Raw genomic sequence first — 15,736 nt, 5'->3', positions numbered from 1 at the left:
ACGTTCAAGGCAAGCCTTATGCTGTTGGGCAACTCGTTGCGACGTCTCCAGCCGATTCTGGAACAATGTCCATCGTCCCCTGTTACATTGGCGATGGAATGAGTGACGCCCAAAGGACGGAACGGCTGGAGGTTCTATGAAGCGGAGCACGGGATTTGGGCTGGTCTTTGCCGTTATCCTGACGGGCTGCACGACCGGCGAAGGATATTACACGTCGGCTGGGCTGGCCCCCATCCCCGGCAGCATCACCTATAATGGCCAGCCTCGGACGAAGTTGACCAAATCGCCCGTGGGGTCTTCTTTCCCACACAGCTTCACGGATCAATGGGGACGGCAGGTCGAGGAAATTTATATCATCCGGCCCGACCGGAGCTTGCTGATTGCCGAGCGCCACTATCGGCCGGTCTTCTCGTTCGATGACGACTAGCACAGAGTGATCACCGTTTGCTAAGGAGATGGATCATGCCGCGACGCAAGAGCATTGAGACGGCTACCCTCGACCCCGAAGGAAGCAAGATCGGCGAGCCGGTGCCGAAAGCCGTTATCGATCGGAGTACGGCCTCCGTCGGCGTTCCCCGGCAGCCTGATCACGGCCTGGGTGAGGAGTTGAGCGCGCTACGACAGCAAATCGACACGCTCCAGCGGCAAATCCTCGATGGCGCCCTATCGGTAAAGGGCGGGGCCGGGGAAGCGATGCGTCAGACGGAAGCGGCGGTGAAACTCTATCCGGCCTCGACGCTCCTTCTCGTTGCTGCGGTCGCGGCTGCCTTCGCCTTCGCGGGACACCGCGCCTCTCTGCCGCGCCGTCGCCACCAGTCGGCGCTGCGTGAGGTGCGGAATTTCTACGACACGATCCGCGCGCGCATCTGACAAGATTTCGGGATTGTCAGCATTCCGATTATGCCCGACACTTGGTCATTCAAGCGAGGGCAACGGCATGCTCGACATCATCATACGAAGCGCTCTCGATATTGTCGGGCGCACGGAACGCCTGATCGAGGCCAGCAAGCGGTTGCTGCTCACTGAAGGTCTTGACGAAGTCGAGGTGTACGAACTGGATTGCGAGATCGAACGGCTCGGGGATGCGGTTTTCGTCGTGGACGAAGCCATTCGGTAGCTCGCGCGCACCGTCGGATACTGGCCGCACGCCGCCCGTACCCATGGGATACATAGAACATTGCATTGATGGGCTGTCGCCCCTGGTGGAACCGACACCTCACAATGCCCGTTTCGGACAAGTTTTCGAGCAGTGATCTGCATGTCACGCCGATGTCACGCGACCGTGGAAACAATATGTGCTTGATCGGCGTCTGTAGTGTGAGGCCAAGTCTCTGACCTGGAGGTCGCCGGTTCGATTGCCGGAACTGACCGCTTTGTCGCTTGGTCGAATATTGAGCGCATTGGAGGCACTCGATGAGGGATGTGTTGTCGACTATCACGCGTATCCTGAGCCGGGGACGGCCGGGTCAATGCTGCCATCATTTTGCTGGGGCATCACAATGAGCTCGAAGCGGTCCAGGCGAAAGTCTCAGCCCCACGAATTCATCTTTCAGGTTCACACGCGCACGATCGCACAGATCAGGTACGATAGCCTCAGCCGCGTTATGACGGTGGTCTATCACGACGGCCGCTCGACGACGACGACCGGCATACAAGGCCCGGCGATGCTGAGGATCCTTGCCCAGCGTCCGCTGGAGCGCTCGCCGTTTCTGTTGCAGACGGTCATCTGAGGCGGAAGTCGCCGAAATCCGCATGATCGTGCATCCATTTCCCGCGGGCTGCGTTCATCTCCAATAGCCAATGGAGGGAATTCCGATGACCTTTCCATCACCGAAAACCGAGGCGCCCGCGCAACGCTTCAAAGAGGCGACCGATGCCGCGCGCGACGCATTGGAAGGACTGATTGCAGCGGCGAATGAAGCCGGATGGGCAACCGAAGAGATAACATCAGCGCTGCTTGAAGCCGCCCAGTTTCTGCATGATGCCAACAAGAAAGATCCCGATCCGGCCGACGATCCCGCGATCAGCGAGAAATCTGCCAGGCAGGAGCAGATTGGTCATGGCGAGCTCTATGATTAGAGCATCTCGGCTTTAGCCCGGATCTCACGGGCCGATCGTCGCCACGGAGCCGCGCAGGACAAGGCTCGTGGTAACGCGCAGATGTTCGACGGCAAGCGGTGTGCGCTCGATGCGGGCGACGAGCCGTTCGCCGGCGAGTTTGCCTAGCTCGTAAACGCGCTGGTCGACGATGGTGATCGGTGGAACGGTGACGCTGGTCCAGTCGGCGTCCAGAAAGGAAATCATCGAGACATCCTGCGGCATCGACAGGCCGAGCGATTGCAGCGACTTGAAAATGCGCAAGCCGACGAGGCTGTCGGATGCTAGCAGCGCCGTCGGCGGCGCTGTTTCCGAAAGCAGACGTTTCATCACGGCGTCCGTCTGATGCTGGTCCGTGGCGCCGAGCCTGATGTAATGAAGAGGGTTCGGCAAGCCCGCCTCGGCCAGGGCGCTGACGAAGCCTTCCACGCGTTCGCGCACGGCGGAATTCGAAATCAGCGCGATATCGGTGAGCCCGCCTTTCTCGGCATCCATGGCGGAGACATAGGCGAGGCGGCGATGCCCTTGGCCGATCAGATACCGTGTCGCGGTGAGGGCTGCCTCCCGGTCGTCGCCGGTCACGGCGTCGACATCGAGTTCCGGGATGGCCCGGTCGAACAGCACCAGCGGCACGCCGGTGCGGCGGACATGCTGCAGGTGATCGAGGCGGTCGCAACGGGCGGGCGTGACGATCAGGCCATCGACGCGCTTGCCGATCAGCAGGTCGATGGCCGACCTTTCAGCATCGAGTTGTTCGCCCGAATTGGCGATGATGATGTTGAAGCCGGCAAGGCGGGCCGCATCGCTGATGCCGCGCACCGCCAGGCTGAAGAAAGCGTTCTCGATATCGCCGACAACGACGCCGATGATGCCGGATCGTCCCGTGCTCATGCTCCGGGCAAGCTCGTTCGGGCGGTATTCGAGCGCGGCGGCGGCCGCCATCACCTGATCCTTGATCTGGGCGCTGACGACGCCATAGCCGCCGAGCACACGTGCGGCCGTAGCCTTCGAGACCTTTGCGGCCTTCGCAACGTCGGCGACCGTGACTGGGCGTTTGGGATGAGCGGAATCTTCCATAACCGAGGACTACAAGAGTTGTTGACGACCGGTCAATTGACAGATATCAACTATGTCGGGAGACCGGTCTCTTTTTAGCGGAGACCGGTATCCTGTCCTTAAATCTCTGCCGCTGATGCGTGGCAGGGGCTGGGCGAACCAACATGCCGACAAGAGCATTCCTTTCAGAGCGGAGAACGACGATGAAGCCTTTTGAGACATTTGCGGCCACCCTTGCCCCATTGCGGGCCGGCATATTGACGTGCCTTCTTGCGATGGGCGCAGGCTCTGCGGTTGCGGCCGACAATCCCTATAACCTGATCGAGACGGGGATGATCAGCGTCGGCACGATGGGTGATTCCAAGCCCTATACATTTGCGACGGCCGACGGTCAGTTCACCGGTTTCGATATCGAGCTGTTTCTCAACGTCGTCTCCCGCCTCGGCTTTACGAAAGACAAGGTGACCTTCACGGGTCAGGAATTTTCAGCCCTCCTGCCGTCGGTGGCAAACGAACGGTTCGACGTTGCCGTCGCCGCGATCGGCACCACCGAAGCCCGCAAGAAGACCGTCGACTTTTCCGACGGCTATCTTGCCGGTTATCTCTCGGTTTTGACCGCGGATGCCGGCATCAAGGATGCCGACGGCCTCAAGGGCAAGCGTCTCGGCGTCGTGCAGGGGACCTTGCAGGAAGTCTATGCGGCCAAGAACTTCGGTGGGACCGATCTGGTGAAATTCCCCGACAACAATTCCGCCGTCGCCGCCCTCAACAACGGAACGGTCGATGCGCATTTTCTCGATTACGAGGCTGCCAAACAATATGGCGAGCGCTATCCCGCGCTGAAGATTGCGGTCAACATCCCGTCCTTCGATGCGCCGGCGGGCTTCGTGATCCGCAAGGGGAATGATGCCTTCCGCACGGCGCTGAACGGCGCCCTTCACGACGCGATGCAGGACGGCACCTGGAAGACCCTCTACGAAAAATGGTTCCCAGGCTCGCCGATGCCGGACCAGTATCTTCCCAAGAAGTGAGGCCGCAGGCCGTCCGCTCCGGCGGACGGCCTTATGCCCGGCGAGGGCTTCGATGGGGATCTCGATGAACTGGCTTGAAAATCTGCGCCGCAGCTTCCTGGATTGGGACGCCATGGCGGAAGTGCTGCCGAGCATGATCAGCGTCGGCCTGAAGAACACCCTGATCCTGGCCGCCGCCTCGACGGTGCTCGGCGTCGTCATCGGCATGGCTCTCGCCGTGATGGGCATCTCGCAGTCCCGCTGGCTGCGGCTGCCCGCGCGCATCTATACCGATATCTTTCGCGGCTTGCCGGCGATCGTCACGATCCTGATCATCGGTCAGGGTTTTGCCCGGATCGGACGCGAGATCTTCGGCCCGTCGCCATTCCCGCTCGGCATCCTGGCGCTCAGCCTGATCGCCGGGGCCTATATCGGCGAAATCTTCCGCTCGGGCATCCAAAGCGTCGAGCGCGGCCAGATGGAAGCCTGCCGGGCGCTGAGCATGAGCTACGGGCAGGGCATGCGCCTGATCGTTGTTCCGCAAGGCATCCGGCGCGTCCTGCCGGCGCTGGTCAATCAGTTCATCGGAAACGTCAAGGATTCCAGCCTCGTCTATTTCCTCGGATTGCTCGCCTCCGAGCGGGAGATCTTCCGCGTCGGGCAGGATCAGGCTGTCGTAACGGGCAATCTGTCGCCCTTGCTGCTGGCGGGCCTCTTCTATCTCGTCATCACCGTGCCGCTCACCCACCTGGTCAACTATATCGACGTGAGACTGCGTCTGGGAAAACAGGGCCGCGGCATGGGTGCTGCGAGCGGTCTGGCCGAGGTCAGCGAATTGCAGGCCGCTGCCGTCCCGCAGCCCGCGGCCAAATCTTCCGGAGAGACGAAACCGCGCTTCCAGGGCGGCGCCCTGAACATCCGGGATCTGAGCATGGCCTATGGCGATCTCGATGTGCTGAAGGGCGTCGACCTCGACATCGCCGCCGGGACCGTCACCTGCATCATCGGACCCTCCGGCTCGGGCAAATCGACGCTTTTGCGCTGCATGAACAGGCTGGTGGAACCGAAAGGCGGCGACATCCTGCTCGATGGCGACAGCATTCTGGCCATGAAACCGGAGCGGTTGCGCCGGCGGGTGGGGATGGTCTTCCAGCACTTCAACCTCTTTCCCGATCATACAGCGCTTGAGAACGTCATGCTTTCCCTGACGAAGATCAAGAAGATGCCGAGGCAGGAGGCGCGACGCATCGCCGAGGCGCGTTTGGCCGAGGTCGGTCTTGCCGAGCGCAGAGATCATCGCCCGGCAGGTCTATCGGGTGGGCAGCAGCAGCGCGTCGCCATCGCGCGAGCTCTTGCCATGGATCCGGAGCTTATCCTGTTCGACGAAGTGACGAGTGCGCTCGATCCCGAACTGGTCAAGGGCGTTCTCGACCTGATGGCGGCGCTTGGCCGCCAGGGCATGACCATGGCCGTCGTCACGCACGAGATGGGATTTGCGCGCAGGGTCGCCGATCAGGTGGTGTTCATGGATGAGGGCCGGATCGTCGAGGCCGGTTGCCCACAGCAGATCTTCGACAATCCCCAAAGCGAGCGGCTGAAGCGCTTCCTTGCTGAAGTCCTCTAGCCCCTGACGTGAAGCATGCCGCCGCCGTCTCTCACGACGGATGCATCGGAATTCGTTCGACATAGCAGGAAACAAGGTTATCGACATGAATGCTTCCCCAAAACCTTCGAAGGTTGTCGTCATCGGCGGCGGCATATTCGGCGTCTCGACGGCCGTCCATCTCGCGCGCCTTGGGATCGCCACCGTGCTCGTCAGTGACGGGCCGCTCGCCAATGGCGCTTCCGGCCGTTCGCTCGCCTGGCTCAATTCGGCCCGGAGACGCTCCGATGCCTATCACCGGCTGCGCCTTGCCGGCATCGACCGGTATCGAACGCTCGCCGCCCGATATCCGGATGCGCCCTGGCTGCGTTTCGATGGCGGGCTGACCTGGGATGCCGATGACGCCGGTAATGAGATTGCCGAGATCTTCAACTATGAGTGCGATCTCGGCTATCACGCGCAATGGCTGGCGCAGGAAAACATTGCCGGAACCACGCCCGGTGTCGACGCCGGCGCGGTGACGCCTCAGGGTGCGATCTTCAATCCCGGGGAAGGCTGGGTCGATCTCCCATCCCTGATCGGCATTCTCGCGGAGGAATTCCGTTTTCTCGGCGGCGAGATCGTGACGGACGCCGGGCGCGCGAAAATTGATGTCGAAGGCGCCCGCGTCCGCGGCGTGAGCACCGCGGACGGCAGGTATTGGGAAGCGGAGTCCGTGCTGCTTGCCGCAGGCGGCGCCGTTCCGGCAATCGTCGCCGAAGCCGGCCAGCATATCGACGATGCAACGCCGGTCGCCCTGCTCGTCAGGACCAAGCCGATCCGCCATGCGCTGAAGGCCGTGCTCAACACTCCCCGCGTCGCCATCCGGCCCACACCCAATGGCGGTTTCGCGCTCGATTCGGCCTGGTCCGAGGAAGAGGTCGGAGTGAAGCCGGACGGCAGCTATGAGGTCAGGCAATCGACGCTGGACGGGCTGCTGCGCGAAGCTTCAAGGGTTCTCGAAGGCAATCCGACGCTTGAGGTCGACGATTATGGGGTCGGCCCGAAGCCCATTCCGGGCGACGGCGAGCCGGTCTTCGGCGAGCTGCCGTCGATCTGGGGCTATTTCGTCGCCTTCAGCCATAGCGGCGCGACCCTCGGCCTGATCGCCGGCGAGTTGCTTGCGGACGAGATCGCCACCGGCCGCCGCCATCCGCTGCTGGCGGCGTTTCGGCCCGAACGTTTCGGCGCGTCGCGACGATGACGGTTGTGGCAGGCGCGGAGGTCCCGACCGGACCCCGCCCCAAAACCGCGGCCGATGCATCCTTCTGATCCTTCGAGCGTTCTATCGCCAGGAACAACGGGAGATGCATCATGTTCAAGGACGAATTCGGGGACACCGGTACGAATGGGGATGGGCGCGACAATGCCGACACTGCGCCGGCTGCCTTCGAAGAGGCGAACGCCAATCCCGATCTCATCAGGCGTGAGGGCTTCGCGAGCGAGGCCGAATATCTGGCTTATATTGCGACGCTCGGCCGCCAGGCTCCGGTTGAAGGCATTGTCGAAGACCGTCTCCTGGTCTCCGGTGATCATGTGTTGGAAGACCGTCTGCGAGACCTGAGAGAAGAACTCGAAAACCTCAGCGCCCGCCTTCACGTGATCCAGCGACAGGCGGCGACCGTCGTTGCTGAGAACGCCCGCTGGGCCGATGCGAGCGCCCATGCGCAGCTTGGCAATCAGCCCTGGCTCAAGCTGGCAGGCGCAATGGCTGCAGCATTCGTCATCACGAGAGGCATCCGGCTGCTGCCGCTCGGAACCGTGACGACGACGGCACTGCCATTGGTGGCGGCCGCGATGAACCGGAAGTTTGCCAGGTAGAAGCGCGCGACGATCCTATCCGAAGAGCTGCGGCGCGCGTTTTACGCGAAGGCAATTTCCGCGAGCAGAGGAAGGTGGTCGGAGGCGACCCTTGCCAGGCGGTTTTCCAGAACCGTCGCCTGCTTGACGATGAGGTCGTCGGTGACGAAGACGTGGTCGAGACGCATCAGCGGGTAGCGGGCGGGAAAGGTCGCTCTAGGCCGCGCATTGCCTGCGCGCTGGGCGTCCTTCAGCGATCGCGCGGCAAGTCGGTACGTCGCCGACGACGGAATGGCGTTGAAGTCGCCACAGAGAATAGTGGGAAGCGGTTCGTCCGCCGTGCCGCGCAGCCAGCCCGCGTTCAAGAGCGTCGTCATCTGCCGCATGCGCTCGCGGCCGCGAAGGCCCAGATGGGTGTTGACGACCAGCAGTTTTCTGTTGCCGACCAGGATTTCGACGGAAATGGCGCCGCGCTGTTCGCCGATGGATGGCAGCGGGCCGGCCTTGACCGCGCCCGTCGGCAGAGCGGTGATGATCGCATCGCCATACTGCTCTTCGGCGACCGACAGCGCTGGGTGAAAATGGGCCTGCATCTCGAGAAGTGAGGCGATCATATGGGCCTGGTCGATGCCGCCAGTCCGGCGCCTGAGGACATCGACCTCCTGAAGCGCGACGATGTCGGCTTGTGCCTCGGCGATGACCGCAGCGATGCGCCCGGGATCGAGCTTACGGTCGCTACCGATACAGCTGTGCACGTTGTAAGTCAGGACTTTGATTGATTTTTCCGCCATGGGCCCGCTGAAATTCGTCCCATGGGGACATCGACCTTGTTCCGGGGGAACACAAAACTCGTTTGATCGTTCCAGATTATCGACCCACCGCGCTCGCACTCCCGAGGACAATCGATGAGTTTGAAAAGCATGAGCTGGAATGGACTGCTGGTTGCCGCCCTTGGTTTTGCGGTCTTTCTTCTCTATCGCATCTTCGAGCAGTACAGCCTCTACCAGATCGTCCAGTCGGTTCGCAGCATACCGCTTTCAAGCTTCTGTACAGCGCTTCTCTTTGCTGCGGCATCCTATCTATGTCTTGGCTGTTTCGATCTGCTGGCGATCCGTTCGCTCGGCAAATCCTTGCCGTATCCCAAAATTGCATTGGCTTCGTTCATCAGCCTGTCGCTCGGCCACAATATCGGTTTTGCCGGGCTGAGCAGCGGTGCCTTCCGCTACCGCTTTTATTCGCGCTGGGGACTGACGACCGAGGACGTGGCGAAGATCATCCTGTTCTGCGGCGTCACGGTCGGGCTCGGGCTGATCACGCTCGGCGGCCTTGCTCTGATCGTCAATCCGGGTGATGCCGGGCGCCTGTTGCGGCTTGATCCGGCCAGCGTACGCATCTTCGGCGTGCTGGCGCTCATCGTGCCGGTCGTCTATGCGGCGCTGGCGTTTTTCATCCGCGGCAAGCTGCGGCTTTGGCGATGGTCGTTTCAGCTGCCGCGATTTTCGATTGCCGTCGCGCAGGTCGTGGTCGGGACGATCAACTTCATTCTCGTTTCCGCCTGCCTGCACCAGATGCTTTCGGCCTTCGGCGACGTCGCTTTCTTCAGGTCGGTGACAGCGTATGTGCTGGCCAATTCGGCAATTCTCGCAACCCATGTTCCTGGTGGGCTCGGCGTCCTGGAGGCGACCGTCTCCTATGCGGTGCCGCAGGAAGCCTCGATCGGCGCGCTGATCGCGTTTCGCTGCGCCTATTTCTTCATACCGTTGGCGCTCGGAACGGCGCTTCTCCTCATCAGTGAGATCGTCTTCCGAAGATCACGCCGGACGGACGAGGAGGCGGACGAGCGCGCCGAGGCCCAATCGGCGTAGCGGCAGGAAAGGCCGGGCCGGGTCAAAGAATCCGGTCCCTCTGACCGGTGAGATGCTGCCGGAAAGCTCGATGGCGAATTCTCTCAAACCCTGGGCGCCACCATTCAGCGCCTCGATCCCTTCGATCACCGAGCCGCTTTGCGCGTAGGCGGCTGCAAAGGTCTCGGTGCCTGTTCCGAGATATTCCGCAAGCAGGCGGTTGCGCAGCTCCGCCACCGCGCGGCGGTGCTCGTCTGTTTCAGACTCGAAGTGGATATCGCATTCCGAATCAATCCCTTCGGAGCGATTGTTGAGATTGGATGAGCCGATGCGCACCAGCTCATCGTCGGCGATCATCAGTTTGGAATGGATGAGCACCTCGACCTCGTCGACCGTGGCCGGCGCTGTCGGCCCGGGGACGATTGGCCCGGGCACTGTCGGCCCGGGCACGGCTGGCCCGGGCACAACGGGAAAATAGACCCGCAGCCGGTTCGCGCGATCGGCCCGTTTGAGAAGGCGGATGACGCGGTCGCGATTGCCGCCCATGATAATCTTTTCGATCAGCCCGTGGGAGCTGCGCGTGCAGATGATAACGACCTCGGGCCCGTCTTCCTCCTGCAGCCGCGCGGCAATGGCATCGGCGACGCGGAAGGAGGCGAGATATTGCGCCTCGATATAAAGCAGGTGCCGTGCCCGGGAGATGATGTCCAATGTCGAGGCGATACCGTCGCTGATGCCGGCGCGCAAGCTCGTCGCCGGCTCCGTGAGCGCGAATCTTACCGGGATATCCCGCAGCGAAACGGCAAGATCGTCCGGCCAGGGAAAGGGCGCGCGCTCGGCAAGCGGCCGGTGCCCTTCGCCGGTGGCTGTTTCCCAGCGCCGCCTGGCGATATCGCCGATCAGCCGGGCGGCGTCGCCCGTGACCATCGCCTGAACGTCATGCAGCGGATCGTAGGACACGCCCTCGGGGTCCCGCCGATGCCTGTCCCATGCATGATGGCGTTTTGTGTCCCATCGCCGCGACGTCAGGTCGATGCCGCCGATAAAACCGACGGCGTCGTCGATGCAAACGAGTTTCTGATGGTGGCAGCCGCGAACGGCACTTTGAAGATCGAAACGCAGGTCGATCCTGGCATTCCTCGGGAAGTTCTTCTTGCGAAGCACCTGCAGGGATTTTTCCGAATAGACCGGCCCGAGCGCCCAGATTAGGATGCGTATCTCGAGTTCGGGATTGGCCTCTGCGAGCCCATGCAACAGGTCTGCCAAAGTCTCGTCGGATTTCTCCGGCTCTAATGGGATGTCGGGATTGAAATCCCAGCCGATGATCCAGATCGTGCGCCGTGCCTGGCGCAGCGCCCGCGAAACTTCGGCGAAATATCGGTTGCCGTTGATCAGGAAGGCCGCCTTCTCGGCGCTGCCTTCCAGGCGCAACGCGCTGTTATTCTGTTTTTCGCGGCCGTCCGGCCATTGCGATTTTGCCTGGGGCAGGCTCGGGTTATTGAAGACGGTCTCGATTGCGGTCATGATTGCCTCGGCTTCTAACTGCGAAAACAAACGCCTGGAATATTTTTGGGTTCCGTGCGGCGTCGGAAGAGGCGGCCGGGCTGACTTTTTCCGGTGATGGAAGCGTAAGGAAACGAAATGTCACAACGCGCAGGCAGTGCCGATCTTCCCCTTCACGGGGGACGTGTGCCGCATTGGCTCGGCGACCGGATGACGCGGCTCGGAGCCCTGATCACCGAAGCGATCGTGCATCACTACGGCCGTGACGAATTCCTGCGCAGGCTCGCCCACCCTTTCTGGTTCCAGTCCTTCGGCGCAGTGATGGGCATGGACTGGCATTCCTCCGGCATCACGACAAGCGTTCTCGGCGCGTTGAAGCGCGGGCTGAAACCGCGCGCCGGCGAACTCGGCCTGCATGTATGCGGCGGCCGCGGCGCGCATTCGCGCAAAACCCCGCAGGAGCTCGTCTCGATCGGCGAACGCGTCGGCCTCGATGGCGAAGGCCTGGCGACGACGAGCCGTCTCATCGCCAAGGTCGACAGCGCTGCGCTTCAGGATGGGTTCGATCTTTATCTGCACGGTTTCATCGTTGCCGATGACGGCCATTGGGTGGTCGTGCAACAGGGCATGAACGGCGACAGGCGGCAGGCCCGGCGCTATCACTGGCTGTCGGAAGGGCTGGAGAGTTTTGTCGATTCGCCGCATGCGGCAATCGAGGGCAGGAGCCAGGGCACGATCGTCAATCTGGCCGACAGGCGCGCCGAGCGGTCGCGGCGCGGCCAGCTCGATCTGCTGGCAACACTCGGTCCCGACCGCATCATCCGCGAGGCCGCCGCGCTGCTGCGTGTCGAGCAGCCGCCGCCCGAGCCGGCCGAGCAGCCGATGCTGCCGCACCTGATCATGCCGGCGCATCACGATGTGCGCGAGAGCGATGTCAATATGCGGCGCCTCCATGGAAACCTCGCCGCCGCGGCCGACCGAGGGCCGGCGGATTTCGAAGAGCTGCTGCTGGTTCCCGGTGTCGGCGCCCGCACGGTGGAGGCGCTGGCCATGGTGGCCGAAGTCGTCCACGGCGCGCCCTGCCGGTTTTCCGATCCGGCACGCTTCTCGATCGCCCACGGCGGCAAGGACCGCCATCCTTTCCCGGTGCCGCTCAAGGTCTATGACGAGACGATCGGGGTGATGAAATCGGCAGTGCAGAAGGGCAGGCTCGGACGGGAGGAAGAGCTGCAGGCGCTCAAGCGCCTGGATGACCAGTCCAGGCAGATGGAACGCTATGTGACAGGTCCCGACCTCAAGGAAATCATCGCCGGCGAATTCCGCCACTCCGCCGATTTCGGCGGCCGGAGCGTCTTCGGCTGGGAGCCGCCGCCCGCAGACTAGAGCATGATGCCGAAAAGAGTGAGCGGTTTTCGGGCGACATCCTGCTCTAACTCTTTAATTTAGAGCAGGATTCAGATTTTAGGCCAAACGGGCCTAAAATCATCCTGTTCTAGGTGTTTGATCCCAGGCTTTGATGGGGCATCCTTGTCTTCCGAATCAAAGGATGCGTTATGGGCCAAGTTCTTCATGGGAGCGCCACGACGACAGAGGCAGTCCGTCGAGCGATACAACATAGTCAAGAGAGCCTAAGGACGCTTTCGAAGCGTTACGGGATCAATCAGAAGACCGTTGCCAAGTGGCGGAAGCGGTCCTCTGTTGCGGACCTTCCGACCGGCCCGAAAGAGCCGAGATCGACGGTGCTCTCCGTCGAGGAGGAGGCCGTTATCGTTGCCTTTCGCCGGTATACGCTGCTGCCGCTCGATGACTGCCTCTATGCGTTGCAGCCGACAATCCCGCATCTGACACGGTCGTCGCTGCACCGCTGCCTGCAGCGCCACGGCATCGGCCGCCTGCCGGATGTCGACGGCGACAGACCGGCGAAGAAGAAGTTCAAGAGCTACCCGATCGGCTACTTCCACATCGACATTGCCGAGGTGCGCACCGAACAGGGTAAGTTACACATGTTCGTAGCCATCGATCGCACCTCGAAGTTTGCCTTCGTCGAACTGCACGAGAAGGCCACCACCGCCGTCTCGCGCGAGTTCCTCCTGCACTTGATTGCAGCCGTCCCCTACAAGATCCACACCGTGCTCACCGACAACGGGATCCAGTTCACCACGCCCGGCGCTGGAGGCTCCGCTGTACCGCTGATCAAGGAGGCGATCGCCAATGGCGAGCGTTTCTGGGCCCATGCCTTCGAATACACCTGCGCCACCAATGATATCGAGCACCGCACCACCAAGGTGAAGCATCCATGGACCAACGGTCAGGTGGAGAGAATGAACCGAACCATCAAGGATGCCACCGTCAGACGCTTCTACTATGAAAGCCACGATCAACTGCGCCAGCATCTTGCCGACTTCGTCGCCGCTTACAATTTCGGCCGCAGGCTCAAGACCCTCAAGGGCCTCACACCCTACGAGTTCATCTGCAAAGCATGGGCTTCACAGCCAGAACGTTTTACCCTCGATCCGCTCCAGCAAATGCCGGGACTAAACATCTAGGGCACTCCGTTATGCCGCTCTCTTAGCTCGCTGATCCGGGTAGGGTGACCTCGCCGTTTTCCTCACTATCCCAGTAGCGGATGGAGGACGCCGAGACTTTGATGAGAACGATCCCGGGAGTGTCCACACCTTCAGGAAACCACCGCTCGAGATCGGGCACCCAATGGTCTTCGAATGCCGCCTTGTCGCGCACCAGTGAGGCGACGCCCTCGACAGCGATGAAGATCCCCGGTTTGCCGAGGAGACTGGGCGGTGCCGTGAACGTCAGCGAGACGATGTCGATGCCTTCGATCTCCGTGATTTTCCTGCTGTCTTCATACGAAAAGAACCAGGAATCCCCGTCATGTTCGACGTCGCCATTATTGCTCATCGGTCGGGCCGAGATGCGGCCCGATCCGGCGTTCGTCGACAGCATGCAGAAATCGATCTTCTTCAGTTGCGAGGATAGGTCTTCGAGGGTCATGGATTCCATTGCGGTCTCCCGGGTTTGAATGCTCGAGAGTAGCGTGCAGGCGTCCAAATTGTTCCGTGGAAAGCCTGAGTGACTAAGCCTCCGACCGTTTGATTTATTCCCGCAGGTTCAAGGATGGAAGTATGCAGGAATTCCAGGGGTTACAGCAGCGTCCTATGCGAAGCTGAAAGACAAGCGGCGCTATAGCCTCAATGGCCGTCGGGCGGGACGGCTTCGACCGGAACCGTCTCTTTCAAGTTCTTCCGATGGAAGATGAAGAGCCCGGCAAAGACGATGATTGCGGCGCCGACGATGATCTGCATATCGGGAATGTCGTTGAAGAAGATGTAGCCGAGCACGATCGCCCAGAGCAGCAGCGTATATTGCATCGGCGCCAGCAGCGAAGCCGGCGCGAGCTTCAGCGAGCGGGTGATCAGGAGATGCGCGCAGGTGGCGACGACACCGAGCAGCAGCATGCCGGACCAATTGACGAGCGTTGCCGGCTGCCAATTGCCGATGCTAAGCACGGTGCCGGTGGCAAGGGCCGCGATCGTCTGCCACGTCACCAGGGTCGTGTCGCTGGTCGAACGCAGATAACGGCTCATCACCAGCGACAGCGCAAAGGCAAGGCTGCCGGCAAGGCCGAAGAGCGACGGAAGCGACAGCATCGCCGTCGACGGACGCAGCGCGATGACGACGCCCGCAAAGCCGACCAGAACGGCGAGCCAGCGGCGCCAGCCGATCTTTTCCCCGAGAAAGAAATGCGAGAGCGCGGCTATGTAGATCGGCCCGGCCATATAGAAGGTCATGACGTCGGCGAGCGGCAGATAGGCGACGGCCGCGTAGAACAGGGCGACATCGGCGGTCGCCATGAAAACACGTATGAACTGGAGGCGCTTCTGCTCGACACGGAACAGGGCCATCGGCCCTTGCCGTGCGATCATCGGCCCGAGCACGATGAAAGAGCCGACCGAGCGGATCACCAGCACCTGGCCGAGGGCGAAGTTCGTGAGCAGCCACTTGCCCATCGCATCGTTCAGCGCAAAGAGCAGATCGCCGAGCAGCATCAGCACGATACCCGTCATGATCAGGTTTCCGGCGTTGGCTGCAGCCGCCTTCGTCTTCATCTCTCAAATCCTCGTGAAAAGGCCGCGCATTGCGAAGCCGAGTGCGGCTTCGGCCTTAACACCGCCAATGTCAATGGTCAGTTTCATCCGCGATTTTGTTTGTTCGCGCTCTTCTATCGTTCGGCACTTCATTGGCAGCTTTTAAAGGAATGCCTAAAAATGCTGTGAACGTCACAGCGAGAACTTCGTAGAGGCCGCCTGAAACCGCGCCGCCGTAAATTAGGCCCGCCCCGAAGAAATGATCACGGCCGACTAGGCTGGGCAGTCATCTTCCGGATCAAGCACTTTGCGTTGTTGGCAGGTGCCGTGGTAGGAGCTGCGTATGAACTCACTAAGCGATCTAGATTGCCAAACCTGCGGTGCGTGTTGCTCCTTTTCATCTGACTGGCCAAGGTTTTCCACGGAAAGTGATGCTGCGCTCGATTTGCTGCCCCCCCGCTTCGTCGCCGCAGATGAAACGGGAATGCGTTGTGACGGGTCGCGTTGCGCTGCATTGTCGGGTCGGGTCGGTGTTGAGACATCTTGCCTCGTCTACGATATTCGGCCGGTCGTTTGTCGCGAATGCATTCCCGGAGATGCTGCCTGCCTGATGGCGCGCGACGCCTTCGGATTAACGCTTCCTTCGGATAGGTCAGCGTTTTAAGCGGACCCAAATCCATA

The 15,736-nt window shown here is 61.5% G+C and carries 17 protein-coding genes and 1 pseudogene; 13 read left to right on the top strand and 5 right to left on the bottom strand.

The window, feature by feature from the left end:
• Window positions 1–136 precede the first annotated feature (136 nt).
• The 5 genes and pseudogenes from CO657_RS26605 (at window position 137) to CO657_RS26585 (ending at window position 2,079) form a co-directional block, all read left to right on the top strand.
• The gene (locus CO657_RS26605) at window positions 137–427 is read left to right on the top strand and encodes a hypothetical protein (RefSeq protein ID WP_054183952.1); all 291 of its coding nucleotides are present in this window, start codon (window positions 137–139) and stop codon (window positions 425–427) included.
• 35 nt (window positions 428–462) lie between these two features.
• Window positions 463–870 (top strand): hypothetical protein, encoded by a 408-nt coding sequence (locus tag CO657_RS26600; RefSeq protein ID WP_054183953.1) that lies wholly within the window; start codon window positions 463–465, stop codon window positions 868–870.
• Between the two features lie 67 nt (window positions 871–937).
• A pseudogene (locus CO657_RS26595) lies at window positions 938–1,186 on the top strand (hypothetical protein).
• Window positions 1,187–1,499: 313 nt separating this feature from the next.
• Complete coding sequence (locus CO657_RS26590) at window positions 1,500–1,730, top strand: hypothetical protein (RefSeq protein WP_037074096.1); 231 nt, start codon at window positions 1,500–1,502, stop codon at window positions 1,728–1,730.
• A gap of 85 nt (window positions 1,731–1,815) precedes the next feature.
• Window positions 1,816–2,079: a hypothetical protein gene (locus CO657_RS26585; protein ID WP_054183954.1), complete on the top strand. Its 264-nt coding sequence runs from the start codon at window positions 1,816–1,818 to the stop codon at window positions 2,077–2,079.
• A gap of 24 nt (window positions 2,080–2,103) precedes the next feature.
• Here the strand turns inward: CO657_RS26585 and CO657_RS26580 are convergent, their stop codons facing one another.
• On the bottom strand, window positions 2,104–3,174 hold the full coding sequence (locus tag CO657_RS26580) for a LacI family DNA-binding transcriptional regulator (RefSeq protein ID WP_054183955.1): 1,071 nt from the start codon (window positions 3,172–3,174) through the stop codon (window positions 2,104–2,106).
• Window positions 3,175–3,356: 182 nt separating this feature from the next.
• On the opposite strand from CO657_RS26580, the gene CO657_RS26575 reads away from it, so the two are divergent.
• From CO657_RS26575 to CO657_RS26560, 4 genes are all read left to right on the top strand, one after another.
• A complete protein-coding gene (locus CO657_RS26575; RefSeq protein ID WP_054183956.1) occupies window positions 3,357–4,184 on the top strand; it encodes an ABC transporter substrate-binding protein in 828 nt (275 codons plus the stop codon).
• 64 nt (window positions 4,185–4,248) lie between these two features.
• Window positions 4,249–5,787: an amino acid ABC transporter permease/ATP-binding protein gene (locus CO657_RS37965; protein WP_054183976.1), complete on the top strand. Its 1,539-nt coding sequence runs from the start codon at window positions 4,249–4,251 to the stop codon at window positions 5,785–5,787.
• An 85-nt stretch (window positions 5,788–5,872) separates the two neighbouring features.
• A complete protein-coding gene (locus CO657_RS26565; RefSeq protein WP_054183977.1) occupies window positions 5,873–7,009 on the top strand; it encodes an NAD(P)/FAD-dependent oxidoreductase in 1,137 nt (378 codons plus the stop codon).
• Between the two features lie 110 nt (window positions 7,010–7,119).
• A complete protein-coding gene (locus tag CO657_RS26560) occupies window positions 7,120–7,626 on the top strand; it encodes a hypothetical protein (RefSeq protein WP_054183957.1) in 507 nt (168 codons plus the stop codon).
• Between the two features lie 41 nt (window positions 7,627–7,667).
• Here CO657_RS26560 and CO657_RS26555 read toward each other — a convergent pair whose 3' ends face one another.
• On the bottom strand, window positions 7,668–8,396 hold the full coding sequence (locus CO657_RS26555; protein ID WP_054183958.1) for an endonuclease/exonuclease/phosphatase family protein: 729 nt from the start codon (window positions 8,394–8,396) through the stop codon (window positions 7,668–7,670).
• Window positions 8,397–8,510: 114 nt separating this feature from the next.
• On the opposite strand from CO657_RS26555, the gene CO657_RS26550 reads away from it, so the two are divergent.
• Window positions 8,511–9,470 carry a lysylphosphatidylglycerol synthase domain-containing protein gene (locus CO657_RS26550; RefSeq protein ID WP_054183959.1) on the top strand — a complete coding sequence of 320 codons (960 nt, stop codon included), beginning with the start codon at window positions 8,511–8,513 and terminating at the stop codon, window positions 9,468–9,470.
• On the opposite strand, the gene CO657_RS26545 is transcribed toward CO657_RS26550, so the two are convergent.
• Entirely contained in the window at window positions 9,417–10,973 is a 1,557-nt protein-coding gene (locus tag CO657_RS26545) for a phospholipase D-like domain-containing protein (protein WP_054183960.1), read from the bottom strand. The genes CO657_RS26550 and CO657_RS26545 overlap by 54 nt on opposite strands.
• Before the next feature lie 117 nt (window positions 10,974–11,090).
• On the opposite strand from CO657_RS26545, the gene CO657_RS26540 reads away from it, so the two are divergent.
• Together CO657_RS26540 and CO657_RS26535 are read left to right on the top strand one after the other, a co-directional pair.
• Window positions 11,091–12,335: a DUF763 domain-containing protein gene (locus CO657_RS26540; protein ID WP_054183961.1), complete on the top strand. Its 1,245-nt coding sequence runs from the start codon at window positions 11,091–11,093 to the stop codon at window positions 12,333–12,335.
• A gap of 170 nt (window positions 12,336–12,505) precedes the next feature.
• Window positions 12,506–13,498 (top strand): IS481 family transposase, encoded by a 993-nt coding sequence (locus CO657_RS26535; protein ID WP_128715616.1) that lies wholly within the window; start codon window positions 12,506–12,508, stop codon window positions 13,496–13,498.
• Window positions 13,499–13,520: 22 nt separating this feature from the next.
• Here CO657_RS26535 and CO657_RS26530 read toward each other — a convergent pair whose 3' ends face one another.
• Together CO657_RS26530 and CO657_RS26525 are read right to left on the bottom strand one after the other, a co-directional pair.
• Entirely contained in the window at window positions 13,521–13,970 is a 450-nt protein-coding gene (locus CO657_RS26530) for a pyridoxamine 5'-phosphate oxidase family protein (protein ID WP_054186172.1), read from the bottom strand.
• Between the two features lie 188 nt (window positions 13,971–14,158).
• Window positions 14,159–15,076, bottom strand: a complete 918-nt coding sequence (locus tag CO657_RS26525) for a DMT family transporter (protein ID WP_054186171.1) — start codon at window positions 15,074–15,076, stop codon at window positions 14,159–14,161.
• A gap of 322 nt (window positions 15,077–15,398) precedes the next feature.
• Between CO657_RS26525 and CO657_RS26520 the strand changes: the two genes are divergently transcribed.
• Window positions 15,399–15,719: a YkgJ family cysteine cluster protein gene (locus CO657_RS26520; protein WP_082366407.1), complete on the top strand. Its 321-nt coding sequence runs from the start codon at window positions 15,399–15,401 to the stop codon at window positions 15,717–15,719.
• Window positions 15,720–15,736: the final 17 nt, after the last annotated feature.

The sequence above is a fragment of the Rhizobium acidisoli genome, from assembly GCF_002531755.2.
GTDB classification, from domain to species: domain Bacteria; phylum Pseudomonadota; class Alphaproteobacteria; order Rhizobiales; family Rhizobiaceae; genus Rhizobium; species Rhizobium acidisoli.
Note: the sequence above shows the minus strand (reverse complement) of the source record. Positions and strands in the feature narration are given on the sequence as shown.

Bases quoted from the DNA above. Each gene is read 5' to 3' on its own strand.
- CO657_RS26590 (WP_037074096.1), top strand. From the start codon at position 1,500: ATGAGCTCGAAGCGGTCCAGGCGAAAGTCTCAGCCCCACGAATTCATC.
- CO657_RS26540 (WP_054183961.1), top strand. From the start codon at position 11,091: ATGTCACAACGCGCAGGCAGTGCCGATCTTCCCCTTCACGGGGGACGT.
- CO657_RS26585 (WP_054183954.1), top strand. From the start codon at position 1,816: ATGACCTTTCCATCACCGAAAACCGAGGCGCCCGCGCAACGCTTCAAA.
- CO657_RS26555 (WP_054183958.1), bottom strand. From the start codon at position 8,396: ATGGCGGAAAAATCAATCAAAGTCCTGACTTACAACGTGCACAGCTGT.
- CO657_RS26530 (WP_054186172.1), bottom strand. From the start codon at position 13,970: ATGGAATCCATGACCCTCGAAGACCTATCCTCGCAACTGAAGAAGATC.
- CO657_RS37965 (WP_054183976.1), top strand. From the start codon at position 4,249: ATGAACTGGCTTGAAAATCTGCGCCGCAGCTTCCTGGATTGGGACGCC.
- CO657_RS26580 (WP_054183955.1), bottom strand. From the start codon at position 3,174: ATGGAAGATTCCGCTCATCCCAAACGCCCAGTCACGGTCGCCGACGTT.
- CO657_RS26550 (WP_054183959.1), top strand. From the start codon at position 8,511: ATGAGTTTGAAAAGCATGAGCTGGAATGGACTGCTGGTTGCCGCCCTT.
- CO657_RS26600 (WP_054183953.1), top strand. From the start codon at position 463: ATGCCGCGACGCAAGAGCATTGAGACGGCTACCCTCGACCCCGAAGGA.
- CO657_RS26575 (WP_054183956.1), top strand. From the start codon at position 3,357: ATGAAGCCTTTTGAGACATTTGCGGCCACCCTTGCCCCATTGCGGGCC.
- CO657_RS26545 (WP_054183960.1), bottom strand. From the start codon at position 10,973: ATGACCGCAATCGAGACCGTCTTCAATAACCCGAGCCTGCCCCAGGCA.
- CO657_RS26525 (WP_054186171.1), bottom strand. From the start codon at position 15,076: ATGAAGACGAAGGCGGCTGCAGCCAACGCCGGAAACCTGATCATGACG.
- CO657_RS26605 (WP_054183952.1), top strand. From the start codon at position 137: ATGAAGCGGAGCACGGGATTTGGGCTGGTCTTTGCCGTTATCCTGACG.
- CO657_RS26535 (WP_128715616.1), top strand. From the start codon at position 12,506: ATGGGCCAAGTTCTTCATGGGAGCGCCACGACGACAGAGGCAGTCCGT.
- CO657_RS26520 (WP_082366407.1), top strand. From the start codon at position 15,399: ATGAACTCACTAAGCGATCTAGATTGCCAAACCTGCGGTGCGTGTTGC.
- CO657_RS26565 (WP_054183977.1), top strand. From the start codon at position 5,873: ATGAATGCTTCCCCAAAACCTTCGAAGGTTGTCGTCATCGGCGGCGGC.
- CO657_RS26560 (WP_054183957.1), top strand. From the start codon at position 7,120: ATGTTCAAGGACGAATTCGGGGACACCGGTACGAATGGGGATGGGCGC.